Annotated in this window: 18 protein-coding genes and 1 tRNA gene; 10 read left to right on the top strand and 9 right to left on the bottom strand. The window is 67.1% G+C overall.

Going from position 1 to position 18,355, the window contains the following annotated elements; translation table 11 throughout:
* Nucleotides 1-3 precede the first annotated feature (3 nt).
* From acs to NX774_RS13045, 3 genes are all read left to right on the top strand, one after another.
* Nucleotides 4-2,001, top strand: a complete 1,998-nt coding sequence (acs, locus tag NX774_RS13055; protein WP_258822606.1) for an acetate--CoA ligase — start codon at nucleotides 4-6, stop codon at nucleotides 1,999-2,001.
* Nucleotides 2,002-2,193: 192 nt separating this feature from the next.
* Nucleotides 2,194-2,646 (top strand): RidA family protein, encoded by a 453-nt coding sequence (locus NX774_RS13050; protein ID WP_258822605.1) that lies wholly within the window; start codon nucleotides 2,194-2,196, stop codon nucleotides 2,644-2,646.
* 84 nt (nucleotides 2,647-2,730) lie between these two features.
* Complete coding sequence (locus tag NX774_RS13045; RefSeq protein ID WP_258822604.1) at nucleotides 2,731-3,768, top strand: NAD(P)H-dependent flavin oxidoreductase; 1,038 nt, start codon at nucleotides 2,731-2,733, stop codon at nucleotides 3,766-3,768.
* 1 nt (nucleotide 3,769) lies between these two features.
* Here the strand turns inward: NX774_RS13045 and NX774_RS13040 are convergent, their stop codons facing one another.
* From NX774_RS13040 to NX774_RS13025, 4 genes are all read right to left on the bottom strand, one after another.
* Nucleotides 3,770-5,296, bottom strand: coding sequence for an FAD-dependent oxidoreductase (locus NX774_RS13040; RefSeq protein WP_258822603.1), 1,527 nt, complete (start codon nucleotides 5,294-5,296; stop codon nucleotides 3,770-3,772).
* Nucleotides 5,297-5,458: 162 nt separating this feature from the next.
* Nucleotides 5,459-5,701: a hypothetical protein gene (locus tag NX774_RS13035; protein ID WP_258822602.1), complete on the bottom strand. Its 243-nt coding sequence runs from the start codon at nucleotides 5,699-5,701 to the stop codon at nucleotides 5,459-5,461.
* Nucleotides 5,702-5,770: 69 nt separating this feature from the next.
* Nucleotides 5,771-6,097, bottom strand: a complete 327-nt coding sequence (locus NX774_RS13030) for a hypothetical protein (protein ID WP_258822601.1) — start codon at nucleotides 6,095-6,097, stop codon at nucleotides 5,771-5,773.
* 8 nt (nucleotides 6,098-6,105) lie between these two features.
* The gene (locus NX774_RS13025) at nucleotides 6,106-6,513 is read right to left on the bottom strand and encodes a hypothetical protein (protein WP_258822600.1); all 408 of its coding nucleotides are present in this window, start codon (nucleotides 6,511-6,513) and stop codon (nucleotides 6,106-6,108) included.
* Between the two features lie 203 nt (nucleotides 6,514-6,716).
* Between NX774_RS13025 and NX774_RS13020 the strand changes: the two genes are divergently transcribed.
* From NX774_RS13020 to NX774_RS12995, 6 genes are all read left to right on the top strand, one after another.
* Nucleotides 6,717-6,807 (top strand) — tRNA-Ser (locus tag NX774_RS13020).
* A gap of 880 nt (nucleotides 6,808-7,687) precedes the next feature.
* Nucleotides 7,688-8,644: a DUF2515 family protein gene (locus tag NX774_RS13015; protein ID WP_258822599.1), complete on the top strand. Its 957-nt coding sequence runs from the start codon at nucleotides 7,688-7,690 to the stop codon at nucleotides 8,642-8,644.
* 128 nt (nucleotides 8,645-8,772) lie between these two features.
* Nucleotides 8,773-9,816, top strand: a complete 1,044-nt coding sequence (gene ubiU / locus NX774_RS13010) for a ubiquinone anaerobic biosynthesis protein UbiU (protein ID WP_441294961.1) — start codon at nucleotides 8,773-8,775, stop codon at nucleotides 9,814-9,816.
* Nucleotides 9,817-9,841: 25 nt separating this feature from the next.
* Nucleotides 9,842-10,720: a ubiquinone anaerobic biosynthesis protein UbiV gene (gene ubiV / locus NX774_RS13005; protein WP_258822764.1), complete on the top strand. Its 879-nt coding sequence runs from the start codon at nucleotides 9,842-9,844 to the stop codon at nucleotides 10,718-10,720.
* Between the two features lie 17 nt (nucleotides 10,721-10,737).
* Nucleotides 10,738-11,196: a ubiquinone anaerobic biosynthesis accessory factor UbiT gene (ubiT, locus tag NX774_RS13000; protein WP_258822598.1), complete on the top strand. Its 459-nt coding sequence runs from the start codon at nucleotides 10,738-10,740 to the stop codon at nucleotides 11,194-11,196.
* Nucleotides 11,197-11,260: 64 nt separating this feature from the next.
* The gene (locus tag NX774_RS12995; RefSeq protein ID WP_258822597.1) at nucleotides 11,261-11,929 is read left to right on the top strand and encodes a nitroreductase family protein; all 669 of its coding nucleotides are present in this window, start codon (nucleotides 11,261-11,263) and stop codon (nucleotides 11,927-11,929) included.
* A 3-nt stretch (nucleotides 11,930-11,932) separates the two neighbouring features.
* On the opposite strand, the gene NX774_RS12990 is transcribed toward NX774_RS12995, so the two are convergent.
* Together NX774_RS12990 and NX774_RS12985 are read right to left on the bottom strand one after the other, a co-directional pair.
* Nucleotides 11,933-12,673 (bottom strand): transporter, encoded by a 741-nt coding sequence (locus NX774_RS12990; protein ID WP_258822596.1) that lies wholly within the window; start codon nucleotides 12,671-12,673, stop codon nucleotides 11,933-11,935.
* Between the two features lie 87 nt (nucleotides 12,674-12,760).
* A complete protein-coding gene (locus tag NX774_RS12985; RefSeq protein WP_258822595.1) occupies nucleotides 12,761-14,068 on the bottom strand; it encodes a phenylacetate--CoA ligase family protein in 1,308 nt (435 codons plus the stop codon).
* A gap of 175 nt (nucleotides 14,069-14,243) precedes the next feature.
* Between NX774_RS12985 and NX774_RS12980 the strand changes: the two genes are divergently transcribed.
* Nucleotides 14,244-14,948, top strand: a complete 705-nt coding sequence (locus NX774_RS12980) for a fumarylacetoacetate hydrolase family protein (protein WP_258822594.1) — start codon at nucleotides 14,244-14,246, stop codon at nucleotides 14,946-14,948.
* Here the strand turns inward: NX774_RS12980 and NX774_RS12975 are convergent.
* The 3 genes from NX774_RS12975 to NX774_RS12965 are packed head-to-tail and all read right to left on the bottom strand — an operon-like array spanning nucleotide 14,945 to nucleotide 18,347.
* Nucleotides 14,945-15,733, bottom strand: coding sequence for a hypothetical protein (locus NX774_RS12975; RefSeq protein WP_258822593.1), 789 nt, complete (start codon nucleotides 15,731-15,733; stop codon nucleotides 14,945-14,947). The genes NX774_RS12980 and NX774_RS12975 overlap by 4 nt on opposite strands.
* The gene (locus NX774_RS12970; protein WP_258822592.1) at nucleotides 15,730-16,884 is read right to left on the bottom strand and encodes an HlyD family secretion protein; all 1,155 of its coding nucleotides are present in this window, start codon (nucleotides 16,882-16,884) and stop codon (nucleotides 15,730-15,732) included. The genes NX774_RS12975 and NX774_RS12970 overlap by 4 nt, the downstream gene beginning before the upstream one ends.
* Nucleotides 16,881-18,347, bottom strand: coding sequence for an efflux transporter outer membrane subunit (locus tag NX774_RS12965; RefSeq protein WP_258822591.1), 1,467 nt, complete (start codon nucleotides 18,345-18,347; stop codon nucleotides 16,881-16,883). Before NX774_RS12965 ends, NX774_RS12970 begins: the two co-directional genes overlap by 4 nt.
* Nucleotides 18,348-18,355: the final 8 nt, after the last annotated feature.

Here is an 18,355-nt window from a genome sequence, read left to right as displayed (position 1 = left end):
AGCATGGCCGAAACTGAGACTTCCCAGCAACAAAATGGCTTGCAGGAGAACCGCATCTTCCCGCCGCCCGCCGATTTTGCTGCGCAGGCCGCCATTTCCGGCATGGACGCATACAACAAGCTGTGCGCCGAAGCCGAGAAAGACTACGAGGGTTTCTGGGGGCGCATGGCGCGCGAGACGCTCGACTGGCACAAGCCGTTCACCAAGGTCCTGGACGAGTCGAACGCACCGTTCTACACCTGGTTCGAAGACGGCGAACTGAACGCTTCCTACAACTGCCTCGACCGTAACCTGACCAACGGCAACGCCGACAAGGTCGCCATCATCTTCGAGGCGGACGACGGCAAGGCCACCACCGTCACCTACCGCCAGTTGCACGAGCGCGTCTGCAAGTTTGCCAACGCGCTCAAGTCGCGCGGCATCAAGAAGGGCGACCGCGTCGTCATCTACATGCCGATGTCGGTGGAAGGCGTGACCGCCATGCAGGCCTGCGCCCGTATCGGCGCAACCCACTCGGTCGTGTTCGGCGGCTTCTCGGCCAAGTCGCTGCAGGAGCGCATCATCGACGCCGGCGCCGTGGCTGTCATCACCGCCGACGAGCAAATGCGCGGCGGCAAGGCCCTGCCGCTCAAGGCCATCGTCGACGAAGCCTGCGCCATGGAAGGCTGCGACACCGTGCGCGACGTGATCGTCTACAAGCGTACCGGCGGCAACATCAACTTCCAGCAGGGCCGCGACATCTGGATGCACGAGCTGGTCGATGGCCAGAGTGCCGAGTGCGAGCCGGAATGGGTTGGCGCCGAGCACCCGCTGTTCATCCTCTACACCTCCGGCTCGACCGGTACCCCGAAGGGCGTGCAGCACGCCACCGGCGGCTACCTGCTGTGGGCCGCGCAGACGATGAAGTGGACCTTCGACATCAAGCCGAACGACGTATTCTGGTGCACCGCCGACATCGGCTGGGTCACCGGCCACACCTACATCACCTACGGTCCGCTGGCCGTGGGCGCGACCCAGATCGTGTTCGAAGGCATCCCCACCTTCCCGAACGCCGGCCGCTTCTGGGAGACCATCGCCAAGCACAAGGCGACCATCTTCTACACCGCGCCGACCGCAATCCGCTCGCTGATCAAGGCATCCAATGCCGACGAGAACGTGCATCCGAAGAAGTTCGACCTGTCCTCGCTGCGCCTGCTCGGCTCCGTGGGCGAGCCGATCAACCCGGAAGCCTGGATGTGGTACTACCGTAACGTCGGTAACGAGAAGTGCCCGATCGTGGACACCTTCTGGCAGACCGAAACCGGCGGCCACATGATCACCCCGCTGCCGGGCGCCACCCCCGAAGTGCCGGGTTCGTGCACGCTGCCGCTGCCGGGCATCATGGCCGCGATCGTGGACGAAGCAGGGCATGACGTGCCCAACGGGCAGGGCGGCATCCTGGTCGTCAAGCGTCCGTGGCCGTCGATGCTGCGCACCATCTGGGGCAACCCGCAGCGCTTCAAGGCCGGCTACTTCCCTGAAGAACTGGGCGGCAAGTACTACCTCGCCGGCGACGGCGCGATCCGCAACAAGGACACCGGCTACTTCACCATCACCGGTCGTATCGACGACGTGCTGAACGTGTCGGGCCACCGCATGGGCACGATGGAGATCGAGTCGGCGCTGGTGGCGCACGAGCTGGTGGCCGAAGCAGCAGTGGTCGGCAAGCCGGACGACACCACCGGCGAGGCGATTTGCGCGTTCGTCGTGCTCAAGCGCGCACGTCCGTCGGGCGAGGAAGCCAAGCAGATCGCGCAGCAGCTGCGCAACTGGGTGGCCCACGAGATCGGCCCGATCGCCAAGCCCAAGGAAATCCGCTTCGGCGACAACCTGCCCAAGACCCGCTCCGGCAAGATCATGCGCCGCCTGCTGCGCGTGCTGGCCAAGGGCGAGACGATCACGCAGGACGTCTCCACGCTGGAAAACCCGGCGATCCTGGAGCAGCTCAAGGAATCGACCTGACGCGCTGCGTCAGCTACGCAAAGCCGCCCCGCGAGGGCGGCTTTTTTTTGTTCGGCGGCCGTGCCCGCGCTCATTGTTAACCCAAAAACCGTCGTCCCGTTGAAGGCCGGGACCCATGCTGAGCCACCGGTCACGCAGCCACAGCAGCAGCCCCGCATCTTATAATCCTCACAATTTTCTGAGGAGACACCCATGCGCCTGAACGCCGCCTGTTCCATCCTGCTCGCCGCAGCCTGCCTCACTGGCTGCGCAGCGCCATCGCACACCGCCCGCTTCAACCCACCGGGCCTGTCCAAGCCCAACGGCTACTCGCACGCGCTTGCCACGACCGGCGGCACCACCGTCTACGTCTCCGGCCAACTGCCCCTGACCGCCGATGGCAAGCCAGCCGGCGACGACGCCCGTGCCCAGGTGCGCCAGGCGCTGGAAAACCTGAAGACCGCACTGGCCGCATCCGGCGCATTGCTGAACGACGTAGTGAAGATCAACGTCTACCTGACCAACATGGACGACCTGCCGGCCTTCCGCGAAGTGCGTGATATCTACTTCGTCGGCGAACCGCCTGCCAGCAGCCTGGTCCAGGTATCGCGGCTGGTGCGCAGCGATTGCCGCATCGAGATCGATGCCGTCGCCGTCGTTCGTTAGTCCGGCCCGAAAATCATCGCAAGCAGTGCCCGAAACGCCAACCCGCAGTAAACTGGCTGCATCACGAATAACGTAGAGGCGCACATGAGCTTGCAAGAACTGTTTGGGATAGCCCTGCCAATCATCCAGGCGCCGATGGCCGGCGCGCAGGGCAGTGCAATGGCGATCGCGGTATCGAATGCGGGCGGCCTTGGCTCGCTGCCATGCGCGATGCTCTCGCCCGACGCCATGCGCAAGGAGCTGGCCGCCATCAAGGCCGCCACCGACAAGCCTTTCAACGTCAACTTCTTCTGCCACACCCAGCCCGATCCCGATGCGGCGGCCGAAGCGCGCTGGCGCCAGGCTATGACGCCGTTCTACCGCGAGTACGGCATCGACCCCGCCAGCATTCCCACCGGGCCGGGCCGCAATCCGTTTTCCGCCGAAGTGGCCGACATCCTGCGCGAGTTCAGCCCGGCCGTGGTCAGCTTTCACTTTGGCCTGCCCAGCGACCAGTTGATGGAGCAGGTCAGGTCGATGGGCTCGAAGATCATCGCTTCTGCCACCACCGTGGACGAAGCGCTGTGGCTGCAGGAGCGCGGCGTGGACGCGATCATCGCGCAGGGCCTGGAAGCGGGCGGCCACCGCGGCATCTTCCTCACCGACGACCTGACCACGCAGGTGGGCACGTTCGCGCTGGTGCGCCAGGTGGCGCAGGCAGTGAAGGTGCCGGTGATCGCAGCCGGCGGCATTGCGGACGCCGCAGGCGTGACTGCCGCAATGGCGCTTGGCGCGGCCGGCGTGCAGGTTGGCACGGCCTACCTGCTGTGCCCCGAGTCCACCATCAGCGCCATCCACCGCGAGGCTCTCGCCAGCCCGGCGGCGCGCCACACGGCCCTCACCAACCTGTTCACCGGTCGGCCCGCGCGCGGCATCGTCAACCGCGTGATGCGCGAGCTTGGCCCCGTCAACGACCAGGTTCCAGCCTTCCCGCTCGCGACGTCGGCGATTGCACCCTTGCGCGCCAAGGCGGAGGCGCAGGGATCCGGCGACTTCTCGCCGCTGTGGTCTGGCGAGAACGCAACCGGCTGCGCGGCGGTGTCGGCCGCCGAGATCACCAGGCGGCTCGCAGCCGGGTTGTGAATCAGGCGAACTTCGTGAAAGCGCGCTCGCTGAAGTAGCGGCTCAGCGCTTGTGCCGAGCCGCCGGGCTCGGCCAGCGCCACGTAGGTGTCGGGTCGCAGCAGGTAAGCCGCATTGCGCGCCATTCCGGCCTTGTCGTACTCGTCGTGCCAGGCGAATTCGTGCAGCGCGATGTCGCGTGCTTCGCACCACGCCCGCAGGTCGGGCGTCGCCTGCCCATATACGTGCACCTGCCACTCGATTGCGGTGAGCGGCGCATAGTTGTCGACTGTATCGGCGCGCACCCACGGCAGCCGGTCGCCGCCTTTGACGTGGCCGGCCGTCCCTTCGCTCAGCGGGCTGGTGTGGTAGCTCACCATCGTCTGCGACAGCACGCGGAACATGAACTCCTTGACCGCGTCGATGTGGTCCACAGCAGTAGCGAACAGCGGCGCAACGTGCATGCGGACGAAGTCGGCAAAGCCGCCTTCCGCCGTCACGAACGTGAAGACGCGGTCCGTGGTCTCCACCAGCTTCTTGGCAAACGCAATGCGCTCGGGTTCGTAGCTGTCGAGCAGGCTGTCGCCGGCTTCGCCATGGAGCACGGCCTTGAGCTTCCATGCCAGGTTGATCGCGTCGCCGATCCCGGTGTTCATGCCCTGGCCGCCAGCCGGGCTGTGGATGTGGGCGGCGTCCCCGAGCAGGAACACGCGGCCCTGGCGGTAACGGTCGGTTATGCGGTGATGCACGCGGTAGGTCGAGAACCACTTCACCTCGTCGATCGTCAGGCGCAGGCGCGCGATGGCGCGCTGGCTCACGTCCTCGAACGTGAGCTGCTCCGCTTGTCCCGCGCGGTCCTCGCGCACGGTGCCAATCAGCCGCGCGTGCCCGTCGTCCGAGTAGGCCAGGATGGCCACGAAGTCCGACTGGTCGAGCGAGATGTTCACCTCACCATTTGCGGCCGGACCGCTGATCTTCACGTCCGCGACGTAGAAAATGTGCTCGTACGTGCCACCCTCGAAGCGCGCGCCCAGCTGGTGCCGGATCGGCGAACGTGCGCCATCGCAGCCGGCCAGGAAGTTCGCCTCGCAGGTCTCCATGGTGCCATCGGGCTTGCGCAGGCGGGCCCCAACGTGGTCGCCCTTGTCGTCGAAGTCCAGCAGCTCGGTGTTGCGCTCCACCGGCACGCCCATTTGCTCCAGGTGGCGCACCAGCAGTGCTTCGTGCTGGTCTTGCGGATAGACGAGGAGGAAAGGGTAGGGCGTGAGCTGAGCGCCGGCCTGGGCGAACGAGAGGTGCGCTTTGCGTTCACCGCCGACCCACAGGTTGAAGCCGGGGTTGCGCTTGCCGGCCGCGAGCACCTCGTCCGCAAGGCCAAGCTGGCGATACAGCTCGAGCGTGCGCGCCTGCACTGCCAGCGCGCGCGAGGTGGTGCCCGGTCCCGGCGTTTTGTCCACGATGCGAACGCCAACGCCCTGCTGTGCGAGCCACAGCGCGAGGACCAGGCCGGTCGGCCCTGCGCCAACGATCAACACATCAACACGTGCCATGACTGCCTCCCGATTTAATGGAACGGCTCTGTCGGGACATCCTGTCACCGGACTGGCGACGAGTCAATGCGTGCTGGGCACCGGAGCGCAGGCTCACCCAAAACGTCGTCCCGGCGCACACCGGGACCCATGCTGAGCTTCGCGGAACGCGGCTTCGTCGGGTCACCCGGCACCGGGATCGGACCGTGTGCGCCGTCCATCGCTGCCGTTCCCCGACACTTCCGCCCGCAAGCCCGACGGATACTGGGCGGCGAACCGCTGCACGAGATCGGGGCTGACGCCACTGAGGCGCAGGTAGTTCTTTGCCGCATGCAAGTCGAACGCGCGCGCCGCCAACGCGGCAAGATTGATCCGCTCTGCCGTCCACCCATCCCTGCGCCGGTCCTGTCCGCTGCGAGTGCGCATCAGTGCTCCTTTCCGCCGCAGTATCCCTCAGCCGGGACCGTTTGCTCCGTTGGCCAGTTCACACTCAGCTCACGCGGCCAGGTGGCGCTCGCGCGCATGCCGGACCAGGTCGGCAATCTTGCGCACGCATGCGATGGTCGTGGTGCCCGACCCCGGGTCGAAGCCCATCGCATATTCGCGGGCGATCTGGGTGGCCACGCCAGAGCCGCCGTCGATGTGTTCGCGGAACAGCTTCATCAGCGATACAACGGTTTCGTCGAACGCGAACCGCGTAGAACGCGCGATGTTCGTGCCGGCCGGCTGGATCTTCAGCGTGTCGGCCACCACCTGCTCGAGCTGCCGTTCCGCGCGGCAAATGAGCATCGTGACCTGTGCCGGGGTGAACTGGTGGCGCATGGTTGCTGTCACTCCATGCCGGGGTAGGTGGCTGCCTGGTCGATGATGGCCGGCTGTGCCGGGCACTGCCGGGCGTACGACTTGCCGGGCCGCACCCGCAGCGGCGCGCCGCGTGGCGTGTCGGCACGCACCTGGGTCAGCTTGCCGGCAAATGGGGCGATCGAGTGGTCCACAGGGGTAGCTTCGCCGGCGTGCTGCGCGCGCGCGAGGAACTGGGCAATTGCGATGCGCACGATGTCGCGGTTGCTCAGTTCCGGCTTGAACTCGGCGGTGTGGTTAAGGTAGAAGAAGGTGCTCACCTGGCCGGCAGGCGTGGTGATCTCGACCTTTTTCGGCAGCGAAAATCCGTAGCGGCCGCTCGCCCACAACTTCACCCGGCAGAGCCCGAACTCGTGTGATGAAAAAGTAAAGTTCATGGGCTCATGCTATACACGCTTGAGCTAGCGCACGAAACGAAGTTGTTCCAAATCGTTACGGCGGGAAGACCTCTTTCTTCGCTTCAAAACCGGGTCGAGGGGCTGGGTCTCCGGTTGTCCCGGGGACGCGACATCGGCAAACAGTTGTACTGCCGAGAATCCTTGCTATAATATGCGGCTCCCGTGCAAGCGGGACCCCATCAGGAGAGATGGATGAGTGGTTTAAGTCGCACGCCTGGAAAGCGTGTATAGGTTCATAGCCTATCGGGGGTTCGAATCCCCCTCTCTCCGCCAAGATCACTAAGCCCCTGATTTTCAGGGGCTTTTTTGTTATTAAACACATCCGCCCCGATCTAACATTTTCGACGCTGCTTTGATGCCCAATCGTCCCGATATGATTAAAGTCCGGCGCAGGCAATTTTGGGGATAGTAACGGCCGCGACTGTCGTTCCGTCATCCGACAGTTGAAGATTCACGCGTGCGATGCATGTACTGGGCATCAAGCTTTGATGCGTTCGCGTGCAAGTTAACAATGGGCTCATGGCCTGCGAATCACAATGGAATCCCTCGTTCTCGAGTCGACGAGCCGCCTCCGGCATCGCCATTCCCGGTTTGACAAGCGTAGTAACGTCAGCAGCCAAGCGTTCTTGACTCGTCGCGTGGCAGCCCGCGCTTAGCAATACTACGCTTAGACAAATCCAATAAGACTTCATGTGCTTTCCTTAGCCTTGGGAAACCAAATGATGTTTCGCCTATCCTCATCACCCGTCCTGCTGGCCCTTCATTGACTGAAGAATGGCGCAAACGCTTTTTGTAAACGGTGGCTGGTCGCTCTCGACCGCGGTGGCCGTCGTGCTGATTGCGAGCAGGGCCACAGCAGCAATACTACCAGTAGCGGTAGACGGTATTGGTGGCCTTTCTTTCCGACGGTTTTGCCCGCTTAGAAATCACGTTGAACGAGATCCAAAAATCGCCCGTCGCAAAGCCGATCCAGTAGGGAAAGCGCTCCAATAGCCGTTCTTACCTAGCTGGAAATAGAGAAACTTGGCAGACCGCAACACTCGGCGTCGCAGAGAAAAACTAGCAGACTCATCCATCTTGTGAGCCCTCAACGCTCCACCCCGCAGCGCTCGGTACAGTCGATTCGTGCTTCATTCGACAAACGGAGGCGGCCATGCCGGACGATTCCCTTGCGCAGCCAGCGCACCAGCTCGACCAGGTGCTGGACGAATGGCTGGCATGCCAACGCGATGCCGAAGCCTGGATCGCGCCCGGCGGCAAGCTGATCGAGGACCGGGCACTGCGCAACCGCCGCATCAGCGCCGCCTACGCCTCGCTTTGGCTGGCAGATCACCGCTTCCAGTGGGCCGCCCTGGCCGCCTTCGCGTCCAAGCAGGTCGGCTGCAGCCTGCAAAACGCCGCCGACACCATGCAGCGGCTGGGCGACGACATCCGCGCCGCGCACACCGCCGACAGCTTCGAGTGGCTGTACAGAGTGATGATCCCCGCACTGGTCGGCACCGGCGCAGGCTTCATGCGCGGTCAGCTCTCGCTGGGCAACCTCACCGTGTTCCTGGACGCCTACCCGCTGCACCGCTTCTACACCCGCAACGGCATCGACGCCATGCGCAAGGCCATCGGCCTGCGCCACCTGATCGCCGACCGCGTGCACTGGCCGGTGGCAAGCCAGCTGCTCCCGTTCGGCAAGCCTTTCCGCGAGATCTTGGAGGGCTTCGAGCTCATCGAGCCCGGGCGGCTGCACGAGAGCGTGGCGAAACTGGCCTGGCATGAGCAGGTCAACGTGCTGCAAACCGTGATGTACAACGACCCCAAGATGCGGCTGGCGCTGGACAGCAACCAGATCGGCACGGTGGCAGGGCAGCAGTCGGCAGACTTCGAAGAGGTCGGCGTGTCGCTGGACGCGTCCTGCCATGCGCTCGGCCCCGACAGCATCCTGTTTTCGCCGCTGGCCAACGCGCACCTTTACGACGTGGGCCAGCGCATGGCCTTCGTGATGCGCGCCGCGGCCAGGATGGACGAGATGCTGCGCGGCCCGCAGGGTGCATCGGTGGCAGCCTCACTGCGCGATATCGCCGCGCTCGCCGGCCACCCGGTTGATGCAGATCAATAAACTTTCAATTACCAGCCGGGCCGGGGCACCCCTCGCCGGATGGGGTTTTTTTTCTTAATTTTGTTTAAGGAAAGCGTTGGGCTGGCGTTCGTATAGTTTCGGGTCTGAACTCCCGGTCCAAACGCATCATGAACGCCCCAGCACCAATGGCCGCGCCGCCTCGCGCCGCCAAGCCCCTCGAACTTGTTTGTCCCGCAGGCAGCCTGCCTGCCCTGAAGGGCGCCATCGACAACGGCGCCGATTGTGTCTACCTCGGCTTTCGCGACGCGACCAACGCGCGCAATTTCGCCGGCCTGAATTTTGACGACAAGGCGATCGAGCAGGGCATCCGCTATGCCCACGACGCCGGCCGCAAAGTACTGCTGGCCCTGAACACCTACCCGCAGGCTGACAGCATGAAGCTGTGGCAGGCGGCGGTGGACAGGGCCGCCGGCGCCGGCATCGACGCGATCATCATGGCCGATCCGGCCCTGATGGCGTACGCCAGCGAGCGCCATCCGCAGCTGCGCCTGCACCTGTCGGTCCAGGCATCGGCCACCAACCACGACGCGATCAACTTCTACCACGAGCGCTTCGGCATCGCGCGCGCCGTGCTGCCGCGCGTGCTGTCGCTGGCGCAGGTCGAACAGCTGATCGGCAACACGCCGGTCGAGATCGAGGTGTTCGGCTTTGGGAGCCTGTGCGTGATGGTGGAAGGCCGCTGCTCGCTGTCGTCGTACTGCACCGGCGAGTCGCCCAACACCCACGGCGTGTGCTCGCCCGCCAAGGCGGTGCGCTGGTTCGAAGGGCCCAAGGGCCTGGAAGCGCGCCTGAACGGCGTGCTGATCGACCGCTATGCCGAGGGCGAGAACGCCAGCTACCCGACCCTGTGCAAGGGCCGCTTCGAGGTCGGCGGCGAGGAATACTACGCGATGGAAGAGCCGACCAGCCTGAACACCATCGAGGTGCTGCCGCAGATGATCCAGATGGGCGTGCGCGCGGTGAAGATCGAGGGCCGCCAGCGCAGCCCGGCCTACGTGGCGCAGGTCACGCGCGTGTGGCGCGACGCGATCGACGCAGCCAGCGACCCGGCCGGCCGCTACTCGGTCAAGCCGGCGTGGATGGCCGCGCTGAACGCGGTCGCGGAAGGCCAGCAGCACACGCTGGGCGCATATCATCGGAAGTGGAAGTGACATGACAGACGTAACCCAACGAACCCTGAAGCTGTCGGTCGGCCCGATCCTGACGTACTGGCCGCGCGAGACCGTCTTCGAGTTTTACCAGATGATCGCCGACACCCCGGCCGATATCGTCTACCTTGGCGAGACCGTCTGCTCGCGCCGCCACGAGCTGCGCCTGTCGGACTGGGAAGACGTGGCCGAGATGCTGGCCGAACGCGGCAAGGAAGTGGTGATGTCCACCCAGACCCTGATTGAGTCGAACGCCGAGCTGGCCACACAGCGCAAGATCACGGCCAATGGCCGCTACCGCGTCGAGGCCAACGACATGGGCGCGGTGCGCCGCGTGGCCGGGCGCGGCGATTTCGTCGCCGGGCCGCACCTGAACCTGTACAACAGCGCCTCGCTGTCGCTGATGTCGGGGATGGGCGCGCGCCGCTGGGTTATGCCGGTCGAGATCGGCCGCAGCCAGCTGGCCGAGCTGCGCCGCGACATGCCCGAGCTGCTCGAGACCGAGGTGTTCGCCTACGGCCGCATGCCGCTCGCTTTTTCCGCACGCTGCTTCACCGCGCGTAACCGCAACCTGCCCAAGGACGACTGCCAGTTCAGCTGCCTGCAGCACCCGGACGGCATGCTGCTGTCCACCCGCGAAGGCGAACCCTTCCTGGTCCTGAACGGCACCCAGACCCAGTCCGCCTCGGTCAACTGCCTGGTGGGCCAGGTGGACGAGATGCGCGAGCTGGGCGTGGACGTGCTGCGCATCAGCCCGCAGTCCACCGACACCGGCGAGGTGATCCGGATTTTCGACCAGGTACGGCGCGGCGAGCTCGATGGCGAGAGCGCCCAACAACAACTGGAGCCGCTGATGCCGGGACGGCCCTGCAATGGCTACTGGTACGGCGACCCCGGCCAGGAATGACCGACGAAAGGATGCATATGCAGACCACCACGCAAACCTACACCATGCCCGCGCCGATTGCCGGCGTGTTCGCGCGCCTGCCCGCGTACCCCGGCTCGTGGCTGTTCACGCGCGGCCTGAACCTGGTGCTGGCGCCGCAGCTGCCCGCCGACGTGCGCGAGGCGCTGGCCGGCCGCACGCTGCGCCTGCGCGTGTCCGACGCGCGCATCGTGTTCGACTTCAAGTGGCAGGGCAACGCCTTCGTGCCGTCCAAGACCGTCGGCACGCCCGACCTGACCATCGGCGCGTGCGCGCACGACCTGCTGCGCCTGGCGCGCCGCGAGGAAGACCCGGACACGCTGTTCTTCAGCCGCCGCCTGGCGCTGGAGGGCGATACCGAGCTGGGCCTGCTGTTCAAGAATACGCTCGACGCGTTCGACGTGTCGCTGTTCGATCCCGCGACCTTCTTCGGCAAGCGCCGCCCGCGCGCAAGCTGATCGCGGGCCGCGGAACCGGCTTGCCCGGCCGCGGTCAGAAGGGCAGGAAAGGGAGGTACAAGCGATGAATTCGTCTCTCGGACGCAGCTTGAAGGCCGGCTTGCTGGTGCCCGGCCTTCTCACTGCCGGGCAAACCGCCGGCGAGGCGCAGGACCGGGTGCTGCCCGCCATCGTCCTGCCCGCCCCGCAAACGGACGGCGGCGCGCCGCTGATGCAGGCGCTGCGCCGCCGCCACAGCACGCGCGAGTTCGCGCACAAGCCATTGCAGCCGCAGCAGCTCTCCAACATGCTGTGGGCGGCCTTCGGCATCAACCGTCCCGATACCGGCGGGCGCACGGCGCCTTCGGCGCACAACGCGCAGGAGATCAGCATCTACGTGGTGCTGCCCGGCGCCAGCTACCGTTACGACCCCGCAGCCAACAAACTGGTGCCCGTCCACACCGGCGACCTGCGCGCACTCACCGGCACGCAGCCGTTTCCCGGCGAAGCGCCGCTCAATTTGGTGTACGTGGCGGACCTGGACAAACTGGGCCGCGACACCGACGAGAACCGGCGCTTCTATGCAATCGCCGACGCGGGCCACATCAGCGAGAACGTGTACCTGTTCTGCGCGTCCGAAGGCCTGGCAGTGGTGGTGCGCGGATCGATCGACCGGCCGGCGCTTGCCACGGCGCTCGGGCTCGGGCCGTCGCAGCGGGTGATGCTGGCGCAGTCGGTCGGCTATCCCAAATAAGCCTTAGCGCAGGTTGGCCAGCGGGACCACCATCCCCGTGAACAGCGACCAGCGGGCGGCGCCCGGCGCGAGGCCGCGGGTCAAGCCAAAGTCCAGCGCAAGCCGCTTGTTGGGCATGTAGCCGAGCGCCGCGAGCACTTGCGCACTGGTTGGCGCGCCGGCGTTGTGCAGGCCCGACAGCTCCCCGGTGGCCGACCAGCGTTCGTCCAGCGGCACCGAGAACGAGGCCGAGGCGCCGGTCTGCATGCGCGCGGCGCCGGCATCGGGGGCGCCCAGCCGCGTCGCGTTCAGGTTGGCGTCCATGTGCAGGTCGCCAAAATCGCGGCTGTAGATCGTGTTGATCGTCCAGTCGGCCTTGCCGCTGCCGATGGCGCTGCTGGCGGTGGGCACTTTCACGCCCAGCTCCAGCCCAAAGGCGCTGGCGTCATTCACGATGAAGGCGCGCTTGAGCACCAGCGAGGTGTCGCCGATGCCGGTGGCGGCAGCCCCGCCGTCGCGCGTGTGCACGAGCGCTTCGCCGCCCAGCAGCACGCCCCAGTCCTTGTCGAAGGCCAGCTTGAAGGTGTAGGGCAGGCTGTCGCGCGCGGGTTGCCTGCCGCGCGCGGCGAGCGCGCCGAATTCGAATTCGAGCTGGCCCGGTGCCGGCAGTTGCGCCGGCGTCGATACCGATGGCCGGTAGGGCGTGACCGGCGCCGCCTCCTGGGCGCAGGCGGTGGCGCTGCAGGCGGCCAGCGCCGCCAGCATCCAACGATTCCTTATCTTCATGGTCGCGAGAACGTGCTGCGTGGTTGGGATCCGCAAGTCTAATGCACTTTGCGCTGCGCGGTGGCGCTACCCGCTTGCGTTCGAGACGACGAATCGGTGCTTGCCGCCCGGCGCGCGCACCACCTCCGGCACCACCTGCACCGAGATGTCGAAGAACTCGCCCCACCGTTCGCGCTGCCGTGCCAGCACCAGCTGCCGCTGCGCGCTCGTCAGCTTGCCGGCACGCGGGACCAGCGCAATCGTGATTGCGCCCGGCCGGCTCTGCCAGATCTGCCAGGTCCGCACGAACTCCCACGTATCGGGGTCGATGATCACGGTCAGGCCAGGGATGCGGCGGCCGGTGCGGTCGAGCAGGAAGTCCTGTTCGCGGCCGTCGATCGCCTGGCAGGCGCCGTCGGCGCCGATCGTGCCGTAGTCGCCGGTGCGGTAGCGTATCAGCGGCATCACGTCGTTCCACAGCGAGGTGCCCACGATCTCGGCGCCGTGTGCGTTCACCCGGTTCTCGTTCACGGCATACAGACGGTTGAAGCGGTAGGCGCTGCACACACCGCCCGAGCCTTCGGCGAACCCCAGGTTGGTCCGCTCGGTCAGTCCGTAGCTGATGGAGATCGGGCAGCGGAACAGCTTTTCGATCGCGCCCAGCTGGCCGGCCTTCACCGGCTCGGACGCAAGCAGCACCGCGGCCACCTCGAAGTCGAGCTCACCAGGCGCGAGCATGTGCGCCAGCGCAGCCGCGGTGCTCGGGTATGCATGCACGAAGCGTGGCCGGAAGCGGTTGATCGCGTCGAGGATGGCCGGTTTGTGTTCCTCGCCCAGGTGGTAGGGCGAGAGCAGCAACCGGTTGCCCCATACCCGTGCCGGCGCTTCGTGCCGAGGGCGCGCGGCGTCTGCCCCGATGCGCAGGTACTTCGCCTTGTCGAAGCTGAAGCCAAAGCACGACCACGCGTGGGCAAAGAAGGCCTTTTCGATGTCCGCCAGCCGCTTGGTGCGCCAGACGCCGATGCCTTCGCCGGTCGAGCCGCTGCTGGTGGTGTAGATCAGCCAGCGCGGGTTGATGCGCTCGTCGAGGAAGTCGCGCTGCTGTGCCATCACGGTGCGCTTGTCGATGAACGGGAAGCGCGCCAGCAGTTCGTGCGCCGGTGCGTGCGCCAGTTCGCCGGCGGACAAGCGCATGCAGCGGCGATAGAAGGGGACGTGGCGCACGGCCGCCCGGAGCACGTGGCGCAGCCGTTCGTCGATGACCGCGTCAAGCACGTGCGGCGGCGCGCCGGACAGCTGCAGGATGCGAAAGTAGTCGGAATGGTAGAGCAGGCGCGCGGGAACGTATTGGCGCCACCGGTAGTACCGCCGCTTCAGCCATTCCCCGCGACCCATGTTGCTCCCGGCAAGATCCGTATGCAGGCTCTGCCTGTCAATACTAAGCGGGCGCCGGGCAGGGCCGTTCGACGCGCGTCAGCAAGCGCGCGTTTGCATTGCCTGGTGGGCGCCGGTATGCTTGAATGATTGCCGTTGGGCAGCCCCAGAGTTTCTTTTCGGAAGGATCAGTAGCATGACCACGTTCGCCATCACCCCTCCCGCCATCCCGTCGCTCGCGATTGCCGGATCGTCCGAGCGCTTTCCGCTGCGGCGCGTCTTTTGCGTCGGGCGCAACTACGCAGCGCACGCGCGCGAGATGGGCAACGATCCGGACCGCGAGCCGCCGTTCTTCTTCACCAAGCCGGCCGACGCGGTGGTGCCCGCGGCCGGCACGCTGCCGTATCCGCCGGCCACGCGCGACATGCATCACGAGATCGAGATGGTGGTCGCGCTGGGCAAGGGCGGCGCCAACGTGGCGGTGGCGGACGCGCTGTCGCTGGTGTGGGGCTATGGCGTGGGCATCGACCTGACCCGGCGCGACCTGCAGGCCGTGGCCAAGGAGATGAGCCGGCCGTGGGACATGGCCAAGGGCTTCGACGCGTCTGCGCCGTGCAGTGAACTGCATCCGGTTGCGCAGGTGGGCCATCCGTCGGGCGCGCGCATCTGGCTCGAGGTGAATGGCGCGGTCAAGCAGGACGGCAACCTGGACGAGATGATCTGGCCGGTGGCGGACGTGATCGCGCACCTGTCGCGCTACGTCACGCTCATGCCGGGCGACCTGATTTTCACGGGCACCCCGTCAGGCGTGGGGCCGCTTGTGCCCGGCGACCGCGTGCGCGGCGGGCTCGATGGCGTGGCTGGCTTCCAGCTCGAAGTGGGGCCGGCTCCCGCGGCTTAAATGCGCGCGGCGATCAGGGCGGCGACCTGCGCGGTGAGCGCGGCGCGGGTTGCGTCGATCTGGTCGCCGTTGGTGTTGGCCGACAGCGTGGCCTTGTCCTTGCGGCAAAGGAAGTAGGCCACCCGCTCCGCGTTGGCGCCGGACGGGTGGGGCAGGCCGTGCAGGATGCGGGCCGGGTCGATCACGCCGCGCTCGGCCAGCCAGTCGAGCGCGTCGCTGACGGCCGCGCCCATCGGGATGAACAGCGCGCCGCGCAGCTGGGCCGCTTCGGCGCCAAACCATTCCAGCACCTGCTGCTGCAAGAAGGGCGTGCGCGTCATCGGCGGCGTGCCGCTGTAGTTCTTCCCGTTGACGAAGACCGCGTGGCGCAGCACCGAGGTCACCTGCACCAGGTCCGCATGCGCGCCGAACAGCGAGGCGCAGCTCTCGATGCCGAGCCAGCGCGCAACCCCGATCGCATCGAGCAGCGCCACCAGGTTCGGGCGGATCGCGCCGCTGAAGGCGCCGGCCACCCGCGCCGCGCGCAGCACCTCGTCCTGCGCGGCGCCGCGCGCCAGCTGGCGCTGCGCTTCGGCCACCGCATTCTTCCACTGGTTGAAGCCGGGCGTGATGCCGACCACGACCACTTTCGCCGCCGCGTTGATCGATTCGAAAGGGATGTAGTAGGTGGACAGCCTGCCTTCGCTCCTGACCAGGAAGCTGTCCGGGATCTGCAAAGGCGCCGCGACCTGCTGCAGGTCCACGGCGCCGATCGCGCTTGCATAGCGCGGGAAGAGCAGGGTCACTTGGCCAGGTTCCTGGCGACGATCGCGTCGGTGGCGGCCTGCGCTTCCTGCAGCGGCTGGGTCAGCACGCTGGTCTCGTAACGCGCCGTGGGCTGGGCCACGGTGCCAAGCGCGCTGCCCTGCTTGTTGCTGATGTCGATGTCCACCGTGGCCGACAGGCCCACGCGCAGCGGGTGCGCCGCCAGTTCCTTGGGGTCGAGCGAGATGCGCACCGGGAGGCGCTGCACCACCTTGATCCAGTTGCCGGTCGCGTTCTGCGCCGGCAGCAGCGAGAACGCGCTGCCGGTGCCGGCCGACAGGCCCACCACCTTGCCGTGGAACTTGATGTCGCTGCCGTACATGTCGGCCTCGATCGTGGCCGGCTGGCCCACGCGGATGTCGCGCAGCTCGGACTCCTTGAAGTTGGCATCCACCCACAGGTCGTTCAGCGGCACGATCGTCAGCAGCGGCGTGCCCGGCGCAATGCGGCTGCCCACCTGCACGCTGCGCTTGGAGACGTACCCGGTCACCGGCGCGACGATGGCGTTGCGGCGCGCGGCCAGCCAGGCGGACAGGTAGTCGGCCTTTGCGGCCAGCACGTTCGGGTGCTGCTGCGGCGCCACGCCGGCCACGGTCACGCGCGCGGCGGCGGCCTGCTTCTGCGCCACGTCGAGCGCGGCGCGCGCCTCTTCCACGTTGCGGCGCGCGTGCGCCACGTCCTCGCCCGACACGATCTGGCTCGCGGCCAGCGGCAGGCGGCGCGCCAGGTCTTCCTGCGCGGTCTTGAGCGCGACCCGGCGCTGCTCGACCGCCGCTTCGAGCTGCTGCACGGTGGTGTAGCGCTCGCGTTCCTGGCGCACCACGGTGCCCAGCCGGGCCTCGGCCTGGGCCAGCGCCACCTGGGCGTCGGACGGGTCGAGCTTGATGATCTCGGTGCCGGCCTGCACCAGCTGGGTCTCGTCCACGCGGATCTCGACCACGCTGCCGGTCACCTGCGAGCTCACGTTGACCAGGTTCCCGCCGACGTAGGCGTTGTCGGTTTCGACGCGCTTGGACAGCACCAGCACGTAGTAGGCGGCGTAAGCCAGGCCGCCAAGGATGAACAGGGCGGTGATCGCCAGCAGGAACGCGCGGCGCTTCTTTTCGTGGGGGGCGGTGGTTTCGTTACTCATTTGGCGATGGCGTGGTTGTCTTGTTGGTTGTTGGCGGCGGTCTGGATCGGTGAGGCGCGGTAGCCGCCGCCCAGTGCCTTGACGAGGGCGACCTGCGACTGCAGTTCAGCGTCGCGCAGCTGCAGGCCGGCGTCGCGCAGGCGCAGCGTGGCCAGTTGCGCCTGCAGCACGGCGGCGCTTTCGGCCAGGCCTGCTTTCAGGCGCGTGCGCGCGTTCGCTTCCAGGCTGGCGGCCTTGTCCACCGCTTCCTGGTAGGCGCGGCGTTGCTGCGCGATGCCGGACAGCGTGGCCGCCTCTTCGGCCACGTCGCGCACGGCGACCAGCACCGACTGGTTGTAGTCGGCCAGCAGCTCGTCGCGCTGGGCACGTGCTTCGCCCAGCCCGGCCTCCAGGCGACCGGCGTCGAAGATCGGCAGGTTCAGCGCCGCGCCGGCCAGCATGGTGCGGCTGCCGTACTGCAGCAGGCGCGACAGCGACACCGAGTTCAGGCCGGCCGCGGCCATCAGGTTCAGGTCCGGGTAGAACGCGGCTTCGGCGGCGCGCGTGCGGCCCAGCGCAGCCTCCACACGCCAGCGCGCGGCCAGCAGGTCGGGCCTGCGCGCCAGCAGTTCGATGCCCAGCTGTGCCGGCAGCGCGGCCTGCACCCCTTGCGGCGGCTGGAACGACAGCTTTGGCATGCCCTCGCTGTCCGCGCCGATCAAGGCGCGCAGGGCCTCGCGTTCGCGCCCGGCCTGGGTGGCGAAATACTGCGCCTGCTGGTTCAGGCTGGCCAGGTCCTGTTCGGCGCCTTGCACGGCGTCGATGTTGACCAGGCCCTGCTTGAGGCGCTGCTGGCGTCCGGACAGCACGTCGCGCTGGACCGCCTGCTGCGCGGCCACGTTGCGCTCGCGCGCCCACAGCATCTGCAGCCGGAAGTAGCTTTGCGCCACCGCCGCCGACAGCGTTTGCGCCGCCTGCGCGGCTTCAGCCTGGCGTGCGCTGGTTTCGCCCAGCGCGGCGGCCACCAGCGCGCGGTGCCGGCCCCACCAGTCGAAGTCATAGCTGGCCTTGACCTGCACGGTCGAATCGTTGAACCAGTTGCCGCCGATCGGCTCGGGGAAGAGGCCAGTGGCCGAGTACCGCTGGCGGTTCAGGCTGGCGTTCAGGCCCACCTGCGCGCCACCGGCCGCTTCCTCGGCGCGCAGCGCGGCGCGCGCGGTGGCCACGCGTGCCTGCGCCACCGCGATCGACGGGCCGTTGGTGAGCGCGCGCGCCACCAGGTCGTCCAGCTGCGCGTCGCCGTACTCCTTCCACCATTGCTGCGCCGGCCACGCGTCGCGCGCCAGCTTGAGCGCCGCTTCGTGCTGCGCCTGCGCGAAGTCGGGCGCCTTGGCGGCGCTGGTGTCGGCCGGGACGTGAACGCAGCCGGCCAGGGCAAGCGCCAGCACCGCGCCCGCCGCTTTCGTGAGTCGTAAATGTCGCACTGTCGTTT

This window comes from Massilia agilis (assembly GCF_024756255.1).
Lineage (GTDB): Bacteria > Pseudomonadota > Gammaproteobacteria > Burkholderiales > Burkholderiaceae_D > Telluria > Telluria agilis.
Note: the sequence above shows the minus strand (reverse complement) of the source record. Positions and strands in the feature narration are given on the sequence as shown.

Excerpts from the sequence above, each read along its gene's own strand:
- NX774_RS12970 (WP_258822592.1), bottom strand. The coding sequence starts at position 16,884 with ATGAGTAACGAAACCACCGCCCCCCACGAAAAGAAGCGCCGCGCGTTC.
- NX774_RS13035 (WP_258822602.1), bottom strand. The coding sequence starts at position 5,701 with ATGCGCACTCGCAGCGGACAGGACCGGCGCAGGGATGGGTGGACGGCA.
- NX774_RS12985 (WP_258822595.1), bottom strand. The coding sequence starts at position 14,068 with ATGGGTCGCGGGGAATGGCTGAAGCGGCGGTACTACCGGTGGCGCCAA.
- NX774_RS13025 (WP_258822600.1), bottom strand. The coding sequence starts at position 6,513 with ATGAACTTTACTTTTTCATCACACGAGTTCGGGCTCTGCCGGGTGAAG.
- ubiU (WP_441294961.1), top strand. The coding sequence starts at position 8,773 with ATGAACGCCCCAGCACCAATGGCCGCGCCGCCTCGCGCCGCCAAGCCC.
- NX774_RS12980 (WP_258822594.1), top strand. The coding sequence starts at position 14,244 with ATGACCACGTTCGCCATCACCCCTCCCGCCATCCCGTCGCTCGCGATT.
- NX774_RS13015 (WP_258822599.1), top strand. The coding sequence starts at position 7,688 with ATGCCGGACGATTCCCTTGCGCAGCCAGCGCACCAGCTCGACCAGGTG.
- NX774_RS13030 (WP_258822601.1), bottom strand. The coding sequence starts at position 6,097 with ATGCGCCACCAGTTCACCCCGGCACAGGTCACGATGCTCATTTGCCGC.
- acs (WP_258822606.1), top strand. The coding sequence starts at position 4 with ATGGCCGAAACTGAGACTTCCCAGCAACAAAATGGCTTGCAGGAGAAC.
- NX774_RS13045 (WP_258822604.1), top strand. The coding sequence starts at position 2,731 with ATGAGCTTGCAAGAACTGTTTGGGATAGCCCTGCCAATCATCCAGGCG.
- NX774_RS13050 (WP_258822605.1), top strand. The coding sequence starts at position 2,194 with ATGCGCCTGAACGCCGCCTGTTCCATCCTGCTCGCCGCAGCCTGCCTC.
- NX774_RS12995 (WP_258822597.1), top strand. The coding sequence starts at position 11,261 with ATGAATTCGTCTCTCGGACGCAGCTTGAAGGCCGGCTTGCTGGTGCCC.
- NX774_RS12990 (WP_258822596.1), bottom strand. The coding sequence starts at position 12,673 with ATGCTGGCGGCGCTGGCCGCCTGCAGCGCCACCGCCTGCGCCCAGGAG.
- ubiT (WP_258822598.1), top strand. The coding sequence starts at position 10,738 with ATGCAGACCACCACGCAAACCTACACCATGCCCGCGCCGATTGCCGGC.
- NX774_RS13040 (WP_258822603.1), bottom strand. The coding sequence starts at position 5,296 with ATGGCACGTGTTGATGTGTTGATCGTTGGCGCAGGGCCGACCGGCCTG.